This window comes from Companilactobacillus sp. FL22-1 (genome assembly GCF_043951805.1).
Taxonomy (GTDB): Bacteria; Bacillota; Bacilli; order Lactobacillales; family Lactobacillaceae; genus Companilactobacillus.
On the sequence record NZ_JBINJY010000002.1, the window covers coordinates 145,991 to 165,912 of the forward strand.

The 19,922-nt window shown below is 38.9% G+C and carries 17 protein-coding genes; all 17 read left to right on the plus strand.

Translation table 11 applies throughout. The features are described from left to right. Positions 1-164: 164 nt before the first annotated feature. The 17 genes from pyrH to grpE all read left to right on the plus strand — a co-directional run bounded on the left by pyrH (position 165) and on the right by grpE (position 19,909). Positions 165-899 carry a UMP kinase gene (gene pyrH / locus ACG72T_RS02245; RefSeq protein WP_395264353.1) on the plus strand — a complete coding sequence of 245 codons (735 nt, stop codon included), beginning with the start codon at positions 165-167 and terminating at the stop codon, positions 897-899. After that, entirely contained in the window at positions 889-1,446 is a 558-nt protein-coding gene (frr, locus tag ACG72T_RS02250; protein ID WP_395264475.1) for a ribosome recycling factor, read from the plus strand. The genes pyrH and frr overlap by 11 nt, the downstream gene beginning before the upstream one ends. Further along, complete coding sequence (locus ACG72T_RS02255) at positions 1,446-2,195, plus strand: isoprenyl transferase (RefSeq protein WP_395264477.1); 750 nt, start codon at positions 1,446-1,448, stop codon at positions 2,193-2,195. Before frr ends, ACG72T_RS02255 begins: the two co-directional genes overlap by 1 nt. An 18-nt stretch (positions 2,196-2,213) precedes the next feature. Further along, positions 2,214-3,008: a phosphatidate cytidylyltransferase gene (locus tag ACG72T_RS02260; RefSeq protein ID WP_395264354.1), complete on the plus strand. Its 795-nt coding sequence runs from the start codon at positions 2,214-2,216 to the stop codon at positions 3,006-3,008. 19 nt (positions 3,009-3,027) lie between these two features. Further along, positions 3,028-4,296: an RIP metalloprotease RseP gene (gene rseP / locus ACG72T_RS02265; RefSeq protein WP_395264355.1), complete on the plus strand. Its 1,269-nt coding sequence runs from the start codon at positions 3,028-3,030 to the stop codon at positions 4,294-4,296. Between the two features lie 14 nt (positions 4,297-4,310). Continuing rightward, complete coding sequence (locus ACG72T_RS02270) at positions 4,311-6,017, plus strand: proline--tRNA ligase (RefSeq protein ID WP_395264356.1); 1,707 nt, start codon at positions 4,311-4,313, stop codon at positions 6,015-6,017. Positions 6,018-6,055: 38 nt separating this feature from the next. Continuing rightward, on the plus strand, positions 6,056-10,357 hold the full coding sequence (locus ACG72T_RS02275; RefSeq protein ID WP_395264357.1) for a PolC-type DNA polymerase III: 4,302 nt from the start codon (positions 6,056-6,058) through the stop codon (positions 10,355-10,357). A gap of 118 nt (positions 10,358-10,475) precedes the next feature. Beyond that, positions 10,476-10,949, plus strand: a complete 474-nt coding sequence (rimP, locus tag ACG72T_RS02280) for a ribosome maturation factor RimP (RefSeq protein ID WP_395264478.1) — start codon at positions 10,476-10,478, stop codon at positions 10,947-10,949. Positions 10,950-10,959: 10 nt separating this feature from the next. Beyond that, the gene (gene nusA, locus ACG72T_RS02285) at positions 10,960-12,141 is read left to right on the plus strand and encodes a transcription termination factor NusA (RefSeq protein ID WP_395264358.1); all 1,182 of its coding nucleotides are present in this window, start codon (positions 10,960-10,962) and stop codon (positions 12,139-12,141) included. A gap of 15 nt (positions 12,142-12,156) precedes the next feature. Further along, positions 12,157-12,465, plus strand: a complete 309-nt coding sequence (rnpM, locus tag ACG72T_RS02290) for an RNase P modulator RnpM (RefSeq protein ID WP_395264359.1) — start codon at positions 12,157-12,159, stop codon at positions 12,463-12,465. Beyond that, on the plus strand, positions 12,465-12,761 hold the full coding sequence (locus ACG72T_RS02295; RefSeq protein ID WP_395264360.1) for a L7Ae/L30e/S12e/Gadd45 family ribosomal protein: 297 nt from the start codon (positions 12,465-12,467) through the stop codon (positions 12,759-12,761). The genes rnpM and ACG72T_RS02295 overlap by 1 nt, the downstream gene beginning before the upstream one ends. A gap of 13 nt (positions 12,762-12,774) precedes the next feature. Beyond that, on the plus strand, positions 12,775-15,612 hold the full coding sequence (infB, locus tag ACG72T_RS02300) for a translation initiation factor IF-2 (RefSeq protein ID WP_395264361.1): 2,838 nt from the start codon (positions 12,775-12,777) through the stop codon (positions 15,610-15,612). Between the two features lie 133 nt (positions 15,613-15,745). Continuing rightward, complete coding sequence (gene rbfA, locus ACG72T_RS02305) at positions 15,746-16,105, plus strand: 30S ribosome-binding factor RbfA (RefSeq protein ID WP_395264362.1); 360 nt, start codon at positions 15,746-15,748, stop codon at positions 16,103-16,105. A gap of 105 nt (positions 16,106-16,210) precedes the next feature. Then, positions 16,211-17,116 carry a tRNA pseudouridine(55) synthase TruB gene (truB, locus tag ACG72T_RS02310; RefSeq protein WP_395264363.1) on the plus strand — a complete coding sequence of 302 codons (906 nt, stop codon included), beginning with the start codon at positions 16,211-16,213 and terminating at the stop codon, positions 17,114-17,116. A 13-nt stretch (positions 17,117-17,129) separates the two neighbouring features. Beyond that, complete coding sequence (ribF, locus tag ACG72T_RS02315) at positions 17,130-18,065, plus strand: riboflavin biosynthesis protein RibF (RefSeq protein WP_395264364.1); 936 nt, start codon at positions 17,130-17,132, stop codon at positions 18,063-18,065. Positions 18,066-18,275: 210 nt separating this feature from the next. Beyond that, on the plus strand, positions 18,276-19,322 hold the full coding sequence (gene hrcA, locus ACG72T_RS02320; RefSeq protein ID WP_395264365.1) for a heat-inducible transcriptional repressor HrcA: 1,047 nt from the start codon (positions 18,276-18,278) through the stop codon (positions 19,320-19,322). Between the two features lie 17 nt (positions 19,323-19,339). Next, complete coding sequence (gene grpE, locus ACG72T_RS02325; RefSeq protein WP_395264366.1) at positions 19,340-19,909, plus strand: nucleotide exchange factor GrpE; 570 nt, start codon at positions 19,340-19,342, stop codon at positions 19,907-19,909. Positions 19,910-19,922 lie beyond the last annotated feature (13 nt).

Consider the following 19,922-nt stretch of genomic DNA (forward strand, 5'->3'; position numbering starts at 1 on the left):
CGTTTAATTTTTAAGAAAGGTCGCTTAATTCATTGTGAATTAAACGACCTTTTCTTGTATAAAGGGTTGTATCCGAGCGATTTTTATTTAAAAATAGTGATTAGATAAATTTACTGTATCGAATATGTTAAAATATTTAGTAGCAAAATTAAAGGAGAGAACGTATGCCTGATATCAAGTATAAAAGAGTGATTTTAAAAGTTTCTGGTGAAGCATTGGCCGGAGAAAAGGGATTTGGAATTAACCCTCCAGTTATTAAACAAATAGCTGAACAAATTAAGAGTGTTCATGATCTAGGTGTACAAGTTGCGATCGTTTGTGGCGGTGGTAACATTTGGCGTGGTGAAACCGGTGCCGAAATGGGTATGGATCGTGCCCAAGCTGACTACATGGGTATGATGGCAACAGTTATGAATGGCTTGGCTTTACAAGATGGTCTTGAACATATCGGTGTTCCTACACGTGTGCAAACATCAATTGAGATGCGTCAAGTTGCTGAACCATACATCAGAAGAAAGGCCGTTAGACATCTTGAAAAGGGTCGTGTCGTAATCTTTGCTGGTGGTACTGGTAATCCTTACTTCTCAACTGATACAACTTCAGTTCTTCGTGCAGCTGAAATTGAAGCGGATGTTATTTTGATGGCCAAGAATAATGTTGACGGTGTTTATTCTGCAGATCCTAAGAAAGATCCAAATGCCAAGAAGTATTCAGAATTGACCCAACTTGATATTATCAATAAGAATCTTGGAGTTATGGATACAACTGCTTCATCATTGTCAATGGACAACGACATTTCATTGATCGTCTTTAACTTGAACAAACCAGAAAACATCAAGAAAGTTGTTCAAGGTGAAAATATCGGAACAATTATAAAGGGTGGTAATGATGACAAATAAAGCTATTTCAAAAGCAAAAGAGAACATGGGTAAGTCCATCGAAGTTTTGAATCGTGACTTGGCTAATATTCGTGCTGGTAAAGCTAATGCATCAATTTTGAACAAGGTGATGGTTTCATATTATGGTAGTGAAGTTCCTTTGAACCAAGTAGCTTCAATCAATGTTCCTGAAGCTCGAGTTCTTTTGATCACACCTTATGACAAATCTTCACTCGATGATATTGAACATGCTATCAATTCATCTGATTTAGGACTAAATCCAGCAAATGACGGTAACGTTATTCGTTTGGTAATCCCACAGTTGACCGGTGAACGCCGTCAAGAGATTGCTAAGCAAGTTGGTAAAGAAGCAGAAGGCGGCCGTATTGCTGTCCGTAATGTTCGTCGTGAAGCTATGGATGATTTGAAGAAGCAATTAAAGGCTAGCGATGTAACTGAAGATGAATTCCATAATCTTGAAAAAGATGTTCAGAAAGTTACTGATGATGCCATCAAACAAATTGATCAATTGGCTGCCGATAAGGAAAAGGAAATTACTGAAGGGTAATCTCAATGGCAGAGGATAATAAGCAACAATTGAGTCCAGAAATGTCGATTCCAAAGCACATTGCGATTATTATGGATGGCAATGGTCGTTGGGCTAAGGAATTAGGTCAACCAAGAATTGCCGGTCATAAAGCTGGTATGAACAATGTGAAGACGATTGCTACAGCCGCCAGTCATTTCGGTGTAAAAGTTTTGAGTCTCTACGCTTTTTCCACTGAAAATTGGAGTCGTCCTAGTAAGGAAGTTAACTTTTTGATGCGTTTGCCAGTTGATTTCTTTGGAACGTTTATGCCGGACTTGATTAAGGAAAATATTAAGGTCGTTGTGACGGGCTTTACGGACCATTTACCTGATCGGACCAAAAATGTAGTGTTAAAAGCAGTTGAGGATACCAAGGATAATACTGGGATGATTCTCAACTTTGCTTTTAATTATGGTGGTCGTGCGGAGATTATCCATGCGACAAAAAATTTGGCAATTGAAGCCGTTAATGGTTCAATAGACCCAGATAAAATTGACGATGAAATGTTTGCTAACCATTTACTAACGAATCAATTAGGAGAATTAGCCGATCCGGATCTTTTGATCAGAACGAGCGGCGAAGAAAGAATCTCCAACTTTATGTTATGGCAGTTAGCTTATTCAGAAATGGTCTTTGATAAAACTTATTGGCCTAATTATACGGTTGATAATTTGATTGAGGATATTAAAGAATTTGACAGACGAGACCGTCGATATGGATCTGTTTAGTTCGATTGGGGGAAAATTATGAAACAACGTGTAATCACAGCTGTTATTGCCTTGGCAATCTTTATTCCCATTCTGCTTGCTGGTGGAGTATGGCTGGAAATAGCTGCTGCAGCTTTAGCTGTAGTTGGTGTATTTGAAATTTATATCATGCGTAAACGAATTATCGTTTCAATTGATTTCTTGGTAACAGTACTGGGAACATTAGCTTTAGTAGTGCCAAATGGATTCTATCGTGGCTGGTTCCCAGCAAGTTTTTCAAGATTGGATTTATTTTACGTCTTTGCGGTGATCCTATTGATCATCACAGTTTTGACTAAGAATAAGTTCAACTTTGAAGATGCTGGCGTTTCGACTGTGGCAATGCTTTATATTGGAACTGGTTTCCATTATTTGGCAGCAGTCAGAAATTCACAAGCTGGCTTAGCACTTCTAATGTATGCTTTGATCGTCGTTTGGTCGACAGATATTTTTGCCTATACTTTTGGTAGAAAAATCGGTAAGCATAAGTTATGGCCTGCTATTAGTCCTAACAAGACTTGGGAAGGAACAATTGCCGGAATCGTGATGGCATTGCTTCTCTCAGGCCTTTATATGTACTTTTACCCACAAGAGTACTCGACTGTCACAATGTTGATGATTGCCTTTGTACTCTCAATTATGGGTCAAATGGGCGATTTGATTGAATCTGCTTATAAGAGATTTTACAAAGTAAAAGATTCAGGGAACATTTTGCCAGGTCATGGTGGAATCTTGGATCGTTTTGATAGCATGTTGATCGTGCTACCTTTGTTACACATTTTTGGTTTAGTATAAACAGCTCGTGGAGGTTAAAATGACCGCGATAATTACATTTATAATCGTTTTTGGAATCCTTGTGATCGTTCATGAATTTGGACACTATTATGCTGCAAAAAAATCCGGAATCTTGGTTCGGGAATTTTCTGTTGGAATGGGGCCCAAAATCGTTGCTTACCGAAAGAATCATACGACCTATACTCTGCGGCTTTTGCCACTGGGTGGTTATGTCCGTATGGCTGGAGCGCAAGAGGACGATTCTGAGATTCAACCAGGAACGATGGCATCATTAGTCATAAATGATGATGATAAAGTAACAAAAATAATTACTTCAAGTAAAGTTTACGATGCAAACGCGGTTCCAGTTCAAATCTCAAAAGCTGATCTTGTCGATGATTTAATAATTGAAGGTTACGAAAATGGTGATGAAACGATCACCAAAAAGTATTCTGTTGATCATGATGCAACAATCGTTGAAGAAGATGGGACAGAGGTACAAATTGCCCCTCGTGACGTCCAGTTGCAGTCTGTTTCAGTTTGGAAACGGATGATCACTAATTTTGCTGGTCCATTCAATAACTTTGTCTTAGCGATCGTAGCGGCAATTATCGCCGCTTTTATGATGGGTTCAGTTGCGACTGGAACGAATCAACTTGGCAGTGTGCAGAGTAATTCTGTGGCGCAAAAAGCGGGTTTAAAAGCTAATGATAAGATTTTGAGTGTCAACGGTAAAAAAACTAGTTCATGGACAGCTTTAACTGAAAGCATTCAAAACAATCCTGGTAAACAAGTAACCATGGATGTGCAATCAGGTACAAGTACTAAACAAGTTAAATTAACGCCAAAGACAGTCAAACAGTCTGGTCAAAAATATGGACTGATCGGTATTACAGCTAAGTTGGATTCGAGCTTTTTAGGTAAGATCAAATATGGCTTTAACTATAGCTGGAGTACTTCACTGACCATTTTCCATGCTTTAGGCAAGATGGTTTCTGGTGGATTTAATATCAACCAGTTGTCCGGTCCAGTCGGAATCTATTCCATGACTTCAAAAGTGGCCTCGACTGGTTTGATCAACATCATCTTGTTTACATCAATGCTGTCAATGAACTTAGGAATCGTCAACCTGATACCGATTCCGGCGCTAGATGGTGGAAAAATTTTATTGAATATCGTTGAAGCAATCAGACGAAAACCAATTCCAGAACAATACGAAAATGTCATTACACTGATTGGGGTCGGCATTTTGGTCTTGTTGATGATTGCAGTCACTTGGAATGATATCCAGCGCTTCTTTATAAAATAGGGGGATAAAAGAACTTGAAACAATCAAAATTATATATTCCAACACTGAAACAAACTCCTTCAGATGCTGAGGCCATCAGTCACCAGTTGATGTTGAGAGCGGGTTACATTAGACAAGTTTCTGCAGGTGTATACGCATACTTGCCACTTGCTTGGTCAGTAATTCAAAGAATTGAAAATATCGTACGTAAAGAAATGACAAAGATCGACGTTGCTGAAATGCGCATGCCCGCAATTTTACCAGCTGACTTGTGGAAAGAAAGTGGCCGTTACGCAACATATGGCGACAATCTTTTCAAATTTAAAGATCGTCACGAACGTGATTTCATCTTAGGACCAACGCATGAGGAAACTTTCACAAGTGTTGTTAAGGAAGGTTTGAATAGTTACAAGAAATTACCTCTTTCTTTATACCAAATGCAAATGAAATATCGTGATGAAGATCGTCCTCGTAATGGTTTGTTGCGTGGTCGTGAATTCATTATGAAAGATGCATATTCATTCTCAGCTAACAAAGAGCAACTCGATGTGATCTTTAATCAAATGGAACAAGCTTATCGAAATATCTTCGATTTGTGTGGTTTGAATTACCGTGCAATTATCGGTGATGCTGGTGCCATGGGTGGAACTGATTCTAAAGAATTTTCAGCTATTGCGGCCATCGGTGAAGATACGATTGCTTATTCAGATGAATCAGATTATTCAGCTAACTTGGAAATGGCTGCAAGTAAGATGGATGAAAATCCTCAAGAAGAAAAGCAAGCTATGTCTGAAGTCGATACACCTAACGTTCATACCATTGACACTTTAGCAGCGTTATTAAAGGTCGATCCAGCAAGAATTATGAAGGCTGTGGCTTATATCGCCGACGAAAAGCCGGTCATGGTCATGATTCGTGGCGACTATGATGTTAATGATGTTAAGTTAAAGAATTATTTAGGTGCTGACTTCTTACGTGAAGCGACTGCTGAAGAAGTAACTGATGTCTTCAAGAGTGTACCTGGTTTTATTGGACCTAAGGGTATTTCTGAAGATGTGCAAGTGTTGTATGATAGTTCACTAGTAGGTTTGACTAACTTTGTAGTGGGACCTAATAAGAAGGATCGTCATTTTATCAATGCTAACTTTGAAGATATTACAACGGAAATGCCTGAATTTAGAGACTTCCGTGTCATTAAAGAGGGTGAGGTTTCACCTGATGGACATGGTCATATTAAGTTCACTCGTGGTATTGAAATTGGTCATATCTTCAAATTGGGAACTAAATTCTCCAAGGCACTAGGTGCTAACTTCTTGGATGAAAATGGTAAGTCGAATCCAATCATCATGGGAAGTTATGGTATTGGTATCTCACGTCTTTTGACAGCCATTGTTGAACAACATAGTGATGAGAACGGGATTATTTGGCCTGAAAGCTTGGCACCTTATCAAGTCCATGTTGTTCCTATTAAGTACAATGATGATGTTCAAGGCAAGTTGAGTGATGAAATCGTTTCATTGCTTCAAGATCAAGGATATGATGTCTTACTTGATGACCGTAAAGAACGTCCCGGTGTTAAGTTTGCCGATTCCGATTTGATTGGTTTGCCAATTAGAATCACTGTTGGTAAAAAGGCTGGCGATGGTATCGTTGAATTGAAGATCAGAAGTACTGGCGAAACCATTGAAGTAAGTAAAGATGAATTAGTAAATTCAGTAAAAATATTGCTTAAGAATCAGTAATGAGGCTTAGGCCTTTTTTATTTTTTGAAAGGTAGAATATGGCAGATACAAAACAACTTTTTGAAATTCTCGTTAAGCAGATCAAGTTAGACAGTCTTTTAAGTTCGAAGGCTTCATTTGCAGACGGAAAATTAACCAAGTTGGAAGTTCATAAGAATAGTAAACGCTGGACTTTTTTCTTCGAGTTCAACGATGTCTTGCCATTTGATGAATTTTTAACATTTGTAAAAGCTCTCAAGGCTAGTTTTGACGGGATTGCTCAAGTCGATTTTGAGATCAGTACCAAAAAAGCTCAGCTGAGAGAAAAAGACATAAAAGATTATTGGAATTATGTTTTAAATGATTGCGGCGTCAATTCACCGATGGTCATCAGTCGGATCAGTCAAACTCCACCATACATGCAAGATGGTCAGGTATTTTTTGATGTTTCGAATGATTTCATGGCTGATATTATCGACGGCAATTTAATGAACGGCTTGCAGTCAGAATACAGTAGTTTAGGTTTTCCAGATTTTAAGATCAGAACTAATATCGATCAAAACAAGTCGCAGGAAAAAGAAGCAGCTATGAAGGCAGCTAATGCTGAAAAAGCTAAGCAATTTCAAGCTAAGGCCAAAGAAGCAAGTGAGAAAAAGGCGGCCAAACCGGCAGGCAATGTTTCAAAAGTAGGTCGCAAGATTCCCGATGATCAAGAAATTACACAGATGGTCGATATCATTGAAGAGGACCGTGGCAAGGTAGTTGAAGGTTATGTCTTTGATATTGATGTTCGAAAACTTAAGTCAGGCCGCTCACTTTTGATTTTGAAAGTGACTGACTATACTTCTTCATTTAGTATCAAGAAATTTTCTAACGGTGAAGATGATGAAAACTTCTTTAACTCCTTAGATAAAGGTGCTTGGATCAGAGTTCGTGGTAGTGTTCAAGAAGATAATTTCTCACGTGAATTAGTAATTATGGCGCAAGATATCAATGTGATCAAACATGAATCACGTCAAGATACCGCTGAAGAGGATAATAAGCGAATCGAATTGCACGCGCATACTAATATGAGTCAAATGGACGCTATTCCTAGCGCCACTGATTTGATCAAACGGGCTAGCGACTGGGGGCAGCCAGCGATTGCTATCACCGATCATCATGCATTGCAGGCCTTTCCAGAAGCTTTCAGTGCTGGTAAAAAGTTCGGGGTCAAGATTGCTTATGGAGTCGAGATCGACCTTGTTGACGAAGGTAATCCTATTGCCTACAACTTACGAGATCAAAAACTTGCTGGTTCTGAATACGTCATCTTTGATACGGAAACGACTGGTCTGTCAGCCGTATACGACTCGATTATTGAAATTGGGGCAACCAAGATGAAGAACGGCGAGGTAATTGACCGTTTTGACAAGTTTATCAATCCTGGTCATCCACTCTCAGAAGTAACGACTAATTTGACTAGTATTACGACGGAAATGGTTGAAAATGCTCCAGATGAATCAGTTATTATCGGCGAATTTATGGATTTCATCGGCGATGATATTTTAGTCGGTCATAACGTTACTTTCGATATGGGCTTCATGAATGCTGCTTTGACGAGAATGGGACGAAACCGATTGTCAATGCCAGTTATTGATACTTTGGAAATGTCTCGGACCTTGCATTCTGAATATCGTAACCACAAGCTGGATTCTTTGGCCAAACGTTATAATATCGTTTTGGAACACCATCACCGGGCTGATTCCGATGCTGAAACAACTGGTTATTTGATGTATAAATTGTTCGATGAATTGGAAGATAAATTTGGAACCGACAATGTTTCACAGTTAAATGACCATATCGGTGGGGATGAAGCTTATAAGCAGGCACGTCCAAGTCATGCCATTTTGCTAGCTCAAACTCAAGCTGGGTTGAAGAATATGTTCAAAATCGTTTCATATTCAATGACGCAATATTATTATCGAACAGCTCGTGTCCCTAGACGGTTGTTGAATAAGTATCGTGAAGGAATTATCGTCGGTTCGGCTTGTGAGAATGGCGAAGTTTTCACTAGCATGATGCAAAAAGGTTACGATGAGACACGCGAATTAGCTCAATACTATGATTATTTGGAAGTTATGCCTCGCTCATTGTATCAACATTTGATTGATATCAAGATCATTAAAGATGAAGCAGCTCTGCAAGAGATTTTGAAAAATATCGTTAAACTGGGTAAAGAGTTAAAGAAGCCAGTTGTTGCGACTGGTGATGTGCATTATATTGATGAGCACGATAAGGTTTATCGAGACATCGTCATCAAGGCGGTCAAAAGTAATGCATTGGCCAGACGTCCACAGTTGCCTGATGTACAGTTTAGGACGACTAATGAGATGTTTGATGAATTCAGTTATATGGATCAAGCCACTGAACAAGAGATTATCGTCGATAATCCTAAGAAAATCATGGATTCAATCGAAGAGATATCTCCGGTTAAAGACAAACTTTATACCCCAAAGATGGACGGGGCCGAAGATGAGATCCGTGAATTGACAATGAACAAGGCTCACGAATTATATGGTGATCCGCTGCCAGAATTGGTTCAAAAACGAATGGATCGAGAGTTGAAGAGTATTATCGGTAATGGTTTCTCCGTTATTTATTTGATTGCTCAACGCCTAGTTTATAAGTCCAATAAAGATGGATATTTGGTTGGTTCCCGTGGTTCAGTTGGTTCAAGTTTCGTGGCCACAATGACCGGTATTACTGAAGTTAATCCTTTACCACCACATTATCGTTGTCCAGAATGTAAGTATTCCGAATTCTTTACCAAAGGTGAAGTTGGTTCAGGATACGACTTGCCAGACAAGAAATGTCCTAAGTGTGGTGCGGATTTAGAAAAAGATGGTCAAGATATTCCTTTTGAAACTTTCTTAGGTTTCAAAGGGGATAAGGTACCTGATATCGATTTGAACTTCTCCGGTGACTACCAACCCGTAGCTCACAATTATACGAAAGTTTTGTTTGGGGAAGATCATGTTTTCCGTGCGGGTACAATTGGAACGATTGCTGACCGAACGGCCTTTGGTTATGTGAAAAACTATGAAGAGTTGACTGGTCAAAACTTGCGAAATGCAGAAGAAGAACGGTTAGCAATTGGTTCAACAGGTGTTAAACGAACAACTGGTCAACATCCGGCTGGTATTATCGTTGTGCCAGATTATATGGATATCTTTGATTTCACGCCGATTCAATATCCCGCTGATGATCAAAGTGCTTTGTGGAAAACTACTCACTTTGATTTCCACTCGATTCATGATAATATCTTGAAACTTGATATCCTGGGACATGATGATCCGACGATGATCCGTATGTTACAAGATTTATCTGGGATTGATCCTAAGACTTTGCCAGTTAAAGACCCTGGAGTGATGGAATTATTTAGAAGTACTGATTCCTTGGATGTCACGCCAGAACAGATTTTTTCTAAGACTGGAACGCTCGGTGTTCCCGAATTTGGGACTCGTTTTGTGCGGGGGATGCTCGAAAAAACTCATCCGACGACCTTTGCGGAATTGCTGCAAATTTCTGGACTCTCCCATGGTACCGACGTTTGGTTGGGTAATGCTGAAAAATTGATCGACAAAGGTGTCGTTACGCTAAAAGATGTTATTGGTTGTCGTGATAATATCATGATGGATTTGATTCACTACGGAATGGATTCGCAAATGGCTTTCCAAATTATGGAGCATGTTCGTAAGGGACGTGGTATTCCTGACGATTGGAAGCAAGCGATGAAAGATGCCGAAGTTCCTGATTGGTATATCGATTCTTGTTTGAAGATCAAGTACATGTTCCCTCGTGCCCATGCGACTGCCTATATTATCATGGCCTTGAGAATTGCCTACTTTAAGGTTCATTATCCACTTTATTACTACAGTGCTTACTTCACTGTCCGAGCTGATGATTTTGATCTCGTGGCGATGACGACAGGTAAAGAGGCGGTCAAAGCTTCAATGAAAGCTATCAATGATAAAGGGATGGACGCTTCAACTAAGGAAAAGAACTTGTTAACTGTTTTGGAATTAGCTAACGAATGTTTGGAACGTGGTTTCAAGATCAAGATGGTTGATATTGAAAAGTCAGATGCGTTTGAATTTAAGATCATCGATGACAAGACACTCTTAGCTCCGTTCAATGCAATTCCCGGGTTAGGTGATAACGTTGCTAAACAGATCATTGCAGCCCGTGAGGAACAGCCTTTCTTATCGAAGCAAGACCTTGGTACACGTGGTAAAGTTTCTAAAACTGTGATAGAATATATGACTGAAAATCATGTTTTGGATGACATGCCCGACGAGAATCAATTGTCGTTATTCTAACGGTAGTTGATATAAGTTGATTTAAATAGTAATATATGTTAAATTAACTACTAGTTAATTATTGATTAATGAGTGAGCAGAAATGCTCACTCTTTTTATTGCCGATTACTTTGGAGGAATGTACTTGGATACAAAAGTTGAAGAATTAAAAGCCATTTTACAGCCAATCTTAGATAAACATAACTTTTTTCTTGTTGATCTAGAATTCGTCCACGAGCGTGGAGACTGGTATTTGAGAGTTTATGCTGATAAAAAAGGTGGCATCAACATCGATGACTGTGCGCTGATCAGTGAGGAATATGGTGAAAAGCTGGATGAATTGAATCCTATCGAACCCGCTTATTACTTAGAAGTTTCTTCACCAGGGGCTGAACGTCCATTGAAAAACGATGCTAGTTTAGCTGATTATGTTGACGACTATGTGCATGCTTCTTTATATCAAAAACAAGATGGTCAAAAAGCTTTTGAGGGTACATTAAGCGAAGTAACTGAAGATAAAATAACTTTGATCGTTAAAGTTAAGAATTTAAAAAAACAAGTAGAAATCAATCGCGACAATATCGCCAAGATTCGACTTGCAATCGAATTCTAAGGAGAAAATCATGAGTAAAGAAATGGTTGAGGCTCTTGACGCACTTGAAAGCGAAAAGGGTATTAAAAAAGAATATGTGATTGAATCACTCGAAGCCGCTTTGGTTGCAGCTTATAAGAGAAATTACAACCAAGCCCAAAACGTTGATGTTGAATTTGACGCTAAAAAGGGTAATATACATGTTTATGCAGTCAAAGAAGTAGTTGACGAAGTAGCTGATGATCGTTTAGAAGTCAGCTTAGAAGAAGCTCAAAAGAAGAGCAAGGGTTATGAAATTGGCGATCACATCAAAGAAGAAGTAACACCAAAAGACTTCGGCCGTATCGCTGCGCAAACTGCTAAACAAGTCATCATGCAACGAGTTCGTGAAGCTGAGCGTGATATCATTTATAATGAATATAGCCAATATGAGCACGAAATTATCCAAGGAACAGTTGAACGAAGCGACAGTCGTTATGTTTATATCACTTACGGTCGGATCGAAACTGTTATGCCAAAATCAGACCAAATGCCTGGTGAGACATATAATTCACGTGATCGTATCCGTGTTTACGTCACTAAGGTTGAAAATGCTACTAAGGGACCACAAGTTTTTGTTTCCAGAACTGATCCCGGTTTGGTAAAACGTCTCTTTGAACAACAAGTACCTGAGATTTATGATGGAACAGTTGAGATCGTCTCAATTGCCCGTGAAGCTGGAGATAGAACAAAGATTGCAGTTAAGTCTGATAATCCAGATGTTGATCCAGTGGGAACTTGTGTTGGACCAAAGGGTAGCCGTGTTCAAGCAATCGTTGATGAATTGAACGGTGAAAATATCGATGTCGTACCTTATGTCGACGATCCAGTTGATTTCATCGCTAATGCCTTGAATCCAGCTGAAGTTATCGCAGTTCAATTTGACGAAGATGATAAGAAGCAATGTATCGTGATCGTACCTGATTATCATTTGTCTTTGGCAATTGGTAAAAAGGGACAAAATGCCCGTCTAGCTGCCAAGTTGACTGGTTACAAGATCGATATCAAACCAGAATCACAAGTTGAATTCGTTGATGATAACGATCAAGACGTTGACTTAGCTGACGTTGAAAGTGGTAAGATCGATATTGAGAAGACACGTGAAAATGCCGCCAATGCAGATGATGCAAAGAATCCAGCTGCCGAGGAAGCTGATTCTGATTCAGAAGAATAAAAAGGGGTGATGGATTTGGCAACTCGTAAGATACCAATGCGAAAAGATATTTTAACAAATAATATGTATCCAAAAAGAGAAATGGTCAGAATTGTCAAAGATAAAGAAGGCAATATTTCGATTGATCCTACTGGTAAAAAACCTGGTCGCGGTGCTTATGTTGGTCTGGATCCAGAAGCCGTTAAAGCTGCTAAATCAAAGAAATCTTTAGAAAAGGTTTTCTCACATGCAGTTCCAGCAGATTTTTATGATGAGCTATTTGAATTCGTTGATCATCAAAAAGCTCGAATGGACTTGTTTGGGGATCTTGGGAAGAAACATTAATGAATTCTTTTTTAAGTTTTTTAGGTCTCGCAGTTAGAGCTCGAAAAGTTATTAGTGGCACTGAATTGACCATTAACGGAATTCGTAATGGTGAAGTTAAATTGGTAATTATGTCCGAGGATTGTAGTGCTCGCACGAAAAAGGATTTGCACAATAAGGCAAGTTATTATAATGTACCTGTGATAGATACATTGACTAGTAATGAAATTAAAACGGCTATTGGAAAAGACAGAAAAGTTATGGGAATAACAGATTTTGGATTTGCTAAAAGGTTAAAAGAAATAATGGACAATTAAGGAGAGTGATAGGATGGTCAAAAAGAGAATTTATACTATTGCAAAAGAAAATAGTGTTGAGAATCAAGTAGTACTAGATGCCGCCAATAAGTTAGGCATTGATGTTAAGAACCACATGTCATCAGTCGATGAAGGCGCAGAAAAGAAGATTGTGAACAGCTTGAAAGGTAACAGTAATGCTACTAAACCAGCTGCTAAACCTGCAACTTCAAAGCCAGCTTCCACAAGTAATGAGGGACATGAAGGTAGTAATCGTAATTCCGGTGAACACAAGACCAAAATCAAGATTACTGCTGTAAGAAGAGATACTAATAAGGGTAAAGGTCACTTTGACCATCGTAACAACAATCACACATCCAATGGTAATCGTCCAAACAGCAATAATAATAACCATCGTAATAACACTACCGCAAACAACAATACCCATAATGGCGAACGTAGTAACCAAGTGCGCGACAATCACGGTCGTAATAATGACAACCGTAATAACGCAAACAGTAACAATCGCAATAGTCAAACACGTGACAACCGCAATCGCAACAACAATAATCGACGTGATCGTTCTAATACGCAAACTCAACAAGCACCACGTCCAAGACAAAGTGCTGGTAATAAATACTTAGAACAATTTAAGACAAACATCGCTGATGCTAGTCGTATTCCTAGTCATCCAACTAGAAATAACAATAATCGTCCTAACAATAATCGCAATCATAACGATAATGCTCAAAAGAACAATCACCGTCCTAACAACAATGGCACTAACCAAAATCGTGTCAATAACCGTAACAATAATTCTGCCAATAATAACCAACGCAACAACAGTGCAAATAATAATCAAAACAGAAGACCTAATAACCAAACTACAGCTGCTAAAGCTAAGGAAACTACAAAGTCAACTGTAGCTCAAACTGATATTCCAAAACCAGAATACAAGAAGCAAAAACCAACTAATAATAATCGTGACTTTGGACATAAGACTAATCTGGCTAATCCATTTGGTAGTCGTAAGAAGAAGAAAGAACGCAAGCGTCAACAACGTCAACGTACCGAACCTAAGAAGCCAATGCCACAAAGAAAAGAACGTCCATTACCAGAAACATTAGTTTATACAGTTGGTATGAACGCTCAAGATATTGGTAAGTTGATCCATAGAGAACCAGCTGAAATTGTTAAGAAACTCTTCATGCTGGGGATCATGATCAACCAAAACAAGTCTTTGGATAAAGATACCATTGAATTGCTAGCCACAGATTACGGTATCAATGCTCAAGAAAAAGTCGAAGAAGATGTTGCCGATATCGACAAGTACTTCGATGCTGAAGCTAACAATACTGAAAATCTTGTTCACAGACCACCAGTTGTTACTATCATGGGACACGTTGATCATGGTAAGACAACCTTGCTTGATCATTTGAGACATACTCATGTTACTGCTGGTGAAGCCGGTGGTATCACACAACATATTGGTGCTTATCAAGTTCGTCTTCAAGACAGATTGATCACATTCTTGGATACTCCAGGACATGCGGCCTTTACTAATATGCGTGCTCGTGGTGCTGATATCACTGATATCGTTGTCCTAGTTGTTGCTGCTGACGATGGTGTTATGCCTCAGACTATTGAAGCTATCAACCATGCTAAGGCTGCTAATGACCCAATTATTGTGGCAATCAATAAGATCGATAAGCCAGGTGCTAACCCACAACACGTAACCGAAGAATTGATGAAATATGACTTGGTTCCTGAAGATTACGGTGGGGATACGATCTTTGTTAATATCTCAGCTAAGATGGGTACTAACATTGATGAATTGCTAGAAATGATCTTGCTTGAATCTGATGTCTTGGAATTGAAAGCAAATCCTAAGCAAAAAGCTATTGGTACAGTTATTGAAGCTAAATTGGATAAGGGCCGTGGACCAGTGGCAACATTGCTTGTTCAACAAGGTACATTGCATGTCGGTGATCCAATCGTTGTTGGTAATACTTTTGGTCGTGTTAGAACGATGACTAATTACAATGGTAAAGAGATCAAAGCTGCTAAACCTTCAGAACCAGTTGAGATCACAGGTCTAAATGATGTTCCAGAATCAGCTGATAAGTTCGTAGTCTTCGATGATGAAAAGACTGCTCGTGCTGCTGGTGAAGAGCGTGCAAGTCGTGCCCTTGAAAAGGAACGTCAAAACTCTAACCCAGTTACACTTGATAACTTATTCGAAACAATGAAAGAAGGAGAACTTAAACAAGTTGCCGTTATTATTAAGGCCGATGTTCAAGGTTCTGCTGAAGCCATTGCCGGAAGTTTGAGAAAGATCGAAGTTGAAGGCGTTCGTGTCAATATCATTCATCAAGCTGTTGGTGCTATTACTGAAAGTGATGTTAACTTGGCCGCTGCAAGTAATGCTATCATTATTGGTTTCAACGTTCGTCCAACCGCTCAAGCAAAGACGCAAGCTAAGGATGAGAATGTCGATATCCGTCTACACAGAGTTATCTATAAGGCTATCGATGAAGTTGAAGCTGCTATGAAGGGTATGCTTGAACCAGTTTATGAAGAAAAGATCACTGGTAACTTGACAGTCCGTGAAACATATAATGTTTCTAAGGTCGGTACAATTGCTGGTTGTTACGTTGATAGTGGTAAGATCCAACGTGATAGTGGTGTCAGACTCGTTCGAGATGGCGTTGTTATCTACGAAGGCAAGCTTGCTTCACTTAAACGTTTCAAAGACGATGTTAAAGAAGTTGGTTCCGGATTCGAATGTGGTATCACAATCGAAAACTACAACGATATTAAGATCGGTGATCAAATTGAAGCTTATGTCATGGAAGAAGTTCCAGTTAAATAATTACTGAATTCAAATAGAAAGTCTGATGCATAAAGCATGGGGCTTTCTTTTTTTTGACCGTGATGTGATATAATCATCTAGTGATGAATAAAAAGACTTAAATAGGTTTTTTAAATAATGTAGGAGGTACGATATGGTTAAACATCGTATTGGTCGTGTAGAACAAGAGATTCAAAAAGAAGTTAACGACATTCTTTTAAAACGTGTTCGTGATCCAAGAGTTCAAGGCGTGACAGTAACTGGTGTTGAGATGACAGGTGACTTACAACAAGCCACGATTTATTACAGCATTCTCTCAGAAAAGGCTAGCGACGTTGAAAAAACTCAAGCTGGTCTGGACAAAGCTACCGGTTTGATCCGCCGTGAATTAGGTCAAAAATTAACTTTGTATAAAGTTCCTGAACTAGAATTCAAACAAGATGATTCAGTTCGTTATGGTGAAAAAATCGATAAGTTGATTGCTAAAATGCATCAAGACGAAGCAAATCGGTAATGTTTAATTAAAAAATGGGTAGATAAATCGATTCTGGTTTATCTACCTTTTTGAGTTGAAAACTAGTAAGATTATTGAAGAGAATAGACAGATACGGAGATTGTTATGGACGGAGTAATTCCTTTAAATAAAGAAATCGGGCAGACTAGTTCTGATTACGTTTATCAATTAAGAAAATTATTGCACACGCGAAAAATTGGACACACCGGGACATTAGATCCACTTGTTGACGGTGTCTTACCAATTTGTGTGGGACAGGCTACTAAACTAGTCAATACTTTGACTGGTTCACCTAAGGAATATGTTGGTCAGATCACCTTAGGCAAATCAACTACGACTGAAGATCGAGAGGGTGAGGTTGTTGAAGAAAAGAAACTGGTGCAACCTTTCAGTGTTGAGCAATTAAATGAGACCTTTAAAAAAATGACTGGTGATTTAGTACAAATACCACCAATGTTTTCTGCGGTTAGAGTCAATGGCAAGAAATTATACGAATATGCCCGTGCTGGCATTGAAGTTGAGCGTCCCCAGCGACAGATTCATATTTATGATTTTCATATTTTGGATGAACCGATTTTTGATCCCACAACTGGGTACCAGACGGTAAAGTTTCACGTCAAGTGTTCTAAAGGTACATATGTGAGAACTTTGGCAGTGGAATTCGGTCACCTTTTAGAAATGCCGGCTTATATGTCGCAGTTAACGCGAGTTAAGAGTGCCGGGATCAGTCTCGACGAGACTTTTACAATTGGCCAAATTTCAACGATGCTCGACAATAATGATTACAGCTTTTTACGTTCAATTGACCAAGTCTTAAAGGATGTCCCTCAACACGAATTAACTGACGAAGAATGGGAAGTTAGGGTCTTACATGGCGGCTTTTTAGAAGTAGAAGCTGATAAGACTCAACAATTGCGAGTTCAACGAAATGGAATTACGAAAGCCCTTTACAAGTATGATAAAGTAAGAGATATGTGGATTCCTGATTTAATGTTATTGAATAATAAATAAAAAGAGATAAAAAATGCGAATAATAAACGTTAAACATCCTTTATTGGAACAGCAACGTCCCAAAAGCGACACTGTCTTAATAATGGGCTTCTTTGATGGTGTACATTTGGGGCATCAAAAGGTCATTAAAACGGGTGTAGCTTTAGCACGTGAAAAAAACTTGCCAGCAGTCTTAATGACTTTTGACCGCTCACCTCGCACAGTTTACCAACATGAGAAAAATTTTAAATATTTATCAACCATGTCCAGAAAAGCTGAATTAGTTGAGCAATTAGGTGTAGATGCACTTTATTTTGTCGAATTCAGCGATGATTTTGCCCATTTAGAGCCCCAGGCCTTTGTGGACCAGTATATGCTCGGATTGAAAGCTAAGTATGTTGTAGCAGGTTTTGATTATACGTATGGCAAAAAAGACCGTGCTAATATGAAAACCTTGCCTGACTTTGCTCAAGGACGATTTGAAACAGTTACGGTTCCTGAACAATTGATCGATGGGAAAAAGATCGGCTCGACATCTATTAAGAGTTTCATTGAAAGTGGGCAAATTGACGCAGCTAATCAATTTTTAGGTTACCGTTATCAGAATCAAGGGGTTATCATCCATGGCTTGCAACGAGGCCGTCAATTAGGTTTTCCAACCGCTAACTTGGAAATTTCAGGTCCACAGTTAGTGCCAAAAATTGGCGTCTATGCCACGAGAATTAAAGTGGCTGGCCATTGGTATCAGGCGATGACCTCGGTGGGATACAATGTCACCTTTAAAGAAAATACGGGCGTGACAATCGAGACGAATATCTTTGACTTTGATCAAGATATTTATGGCCAAAAAGTTGAGCTCGAATGGGTAAAATATCTGCGTGGCGAAGTAAAGTTTGAAAACGCTGAGGGTCTTGTTAAACAATTGAAACTAGATCAAACCAATTCTATCCAGGCTTTGCAGATTGATTGAAATAATCAAAAGGTCCTCTGATTCTAAATTGAACCAGAGGTTTTTTATTGGGATGAGATGCTATTTCTTTCTAAATCATTTACGGTTGAAAATAATTTGTGAAATAATTGCGAAAAATGAGCGTGCATACTTGACACTATTAGGATAGATTGTTATATTTTACATTGTTAGCACTCAGGTACGAATAGTGCTAAAAAGGAGGACGGTATAATGCTATCACAACGTCAAGATGCAATCTTGAGAGAAGTCGTGCGCATATTTACAGATACCGGCCAGCCGGTTGGTTCGAAGACATTGATGAATGAACTACCTTTTCATGTAAGTTCTGCGACAATCAGAAACGAAATGGCAGTACTTGAAGAAGTAGGTTATCTCGAGAAGACCCATCTTTCTTCGGGTAGAATTCCTTCAGCAATGGGATATCGCTATTATCTGGATCACTTAGTTCAACCAACAAGCGTTCCATCAGATATTGCGAAAAGAATTGACGAAGATTTTGGTAAAACATATCACCAGATTGATGATATCATCGAACAATCTGCCAAAATTTTATCTCATCTGACCAGTTACACAGCAATCACATTAGGTCCAGAGAGCAGTTCGATCCTCTTAACAGGATTTAGAATCGTGCCTTTGAATCCACATCAACTTATGGCTATTATTGTCACAAGTGATAATAATGTTGAGAATAATATTTATACAATTGATGATGATTTTGATACTTCGATAATTGAAAAGATTGTCAATATCGTCAATGATAAGTTAGTGGGTCAGCCTTTACCTAAAGTTATCCAGATGCTTCACAATGATGTTCCAGCCATACTTTCGGAATACATGTATTCGACTGATGGTTTGTTGGACATGATGGATCAGCTTTTCAAGAAGGCCGGTTCAGAGAAGTATTACGTTGACGGACAGTTGAATCTTTTGAATTACGCTGATAATGCTGATTTATCGCAAGTTCAGTCGTTGTTCTCGATCATCAATCAGAGTAATGACTTGCGGAAGTTGATCGATCCAAGTATTACTGATGACGGTATTCGAGTGCGGTTAGGTAGTGAATTAGGCAGCGATGCTTTGAAGAACTACAGTATCATTACCGCTAATTACGATGTCGGTCATCATGGTAAAGGGGTTATTGCCCTGTTAGGTCCAACCACGATGCATTATTCACAATTAATTGGTTTACTCGGAGAGTTCAGAGTAGAATTAGCCAAACGACTAATTGATTATTATTCAAGGTATGATGATTCTTGAAATTTTAGGAGGAAGTAATGGCAGACAAAGAAAAAGATCAAGATTTGAAGACTTCTAAAGAAGAAGCAACCCAAACAAAGCAACCAGCTGAAGATAAGTCCAAAAAGGAAGCAGCTAAAAAAGTTGATCCTAAGGATAAAGAAATTGCTGATCTCAAACAGAAGAGCTCTGATTTAGAGGATAATCTTTTGAGAAGTCAAGCTGAAATGCAAAATATGACTAAGCGTCATAATAAGGAAGTCGCTGACATCCTGAAGTATGACGGTCAAAAATTGGCAACAGAGATTCTTCCCGTTTTGGACAATCTTGAACGTGCGCTTCAAGTTGAAGCTGACGACGATGCCAGCAAGCAATTGAAGAAGGGCATTGAGATGGTACATGAACACATGGTCAAAGCCTTAGAAAATAACCATGTAACGGCGATTGACAATGAGGGTGAGAAGTTTGATCCAACTTTGAGTCAAGCTGTTCAAACTGTACCAGCCGATGATAAGCATGCAAAAGACACAGTCGTTTCGGTGCTTCAAAAGGGTTATAAATTAGAAGATCGTGTACTCCGTCCTGCAATGGTCGTTGTCGCACAATAAAAAATTTGTTAAT

Excerpts from the sequence above, each read along its gene's own strand:
- pyrH (WP_395264353.1), top strand. The coding sequence starts at position 165 with ATGCCTGATATCAAGTATAAAAGAGTGATTTTAAAAGTTTCTGGTGAA.
- frr (WP_395264475.1), top strand. The coding sequence starts at position 889 with ATGACAAATAAAGCTATTTCAAAAGCAAAAGAGAACATGGGTAAGTCC.
- ACG72T_RS02260 (WP_395264354.1), top strand. The coding sequence starts at position 2,214 with ATGAAACAACGTGTAATCACAGCTGTTATTGCCTTGGCAATCTTTATT.
- rseP (WP_395264355.1), top strand. The coding sequence starts at position 3,028 with ATGACCGCGATAATTACATTTATAATCGTTTTTGGAATCCTTGTGATC.
- ACG72T_RS02275 (WP_395264357.1), top strand. The coding sequence starts at position 6,056 with ATGGCAGATACAAAACAACTTTTTGAAATTCTCGTTAAGCAGATCAAG.
- rimP (WP_395264478.1), top strand. The coding sequence starts at position 10,476 with ATGTACTTGGATACAAAAGTTGAAGAATTAAAAGCCATTTTACAGCCA.
- nusA (WP_395264358.1), top strand. The coding sequence starts at position 10,960 with ATGAGTAAAGAAATGGTTGAGGCTCTTGACGCACTTGAAAGCGAAAAG.
- ACG72T_RS02295 (WP_395264360.1), top strand. The coding sequence starts at position 12,465 with ATGAATTCTTTTTTAAGTTTTTTAGGTCTCGCAGTTAGAGCTCGAAAA.
- infB (WP_395264361.1), top strand. The coding sequence starts at position 12,775 with ATGGTCAAAAAGAGAATTTATACTATTGCAAAAGAAAATAGTGTTGAG.
- rbfA (WP_395264362.1), top strand. The coding sequence starts at position 15,746 with ATGGTTAAACATCGTATTGGTCGTGTAGAACAAGAGATTCAAAAAGAA.
- truB (WP_395264363.1), top strand. The coding sequence starts at position 16,211 with ATGGACGGAGTAATTCCTTTAAATAAAGAAATCGGGCAGACTAGTTCT.
- ribF (WP_395264364.1), top strand. The coding sequence starts at position 17,130 with ATGCGAATAATAAACGTTAAACATCCTTTATTGGAACAGCAACGTCCC.
- hrcA (WP_395264365.1), top strand. The coding sequence starts at position 18,276 with ATGCTATCACAACGTCAAGATGCAATCTTGAGAGAAGTCGTGCGCATA.
- grpE (WP_395264366.1), top strand. The coding sequence starts at position 19,340 with ATGGCAGACAAAGAAAAAGATCAAGATTTGAAGACTTCTAAAGAAGAA.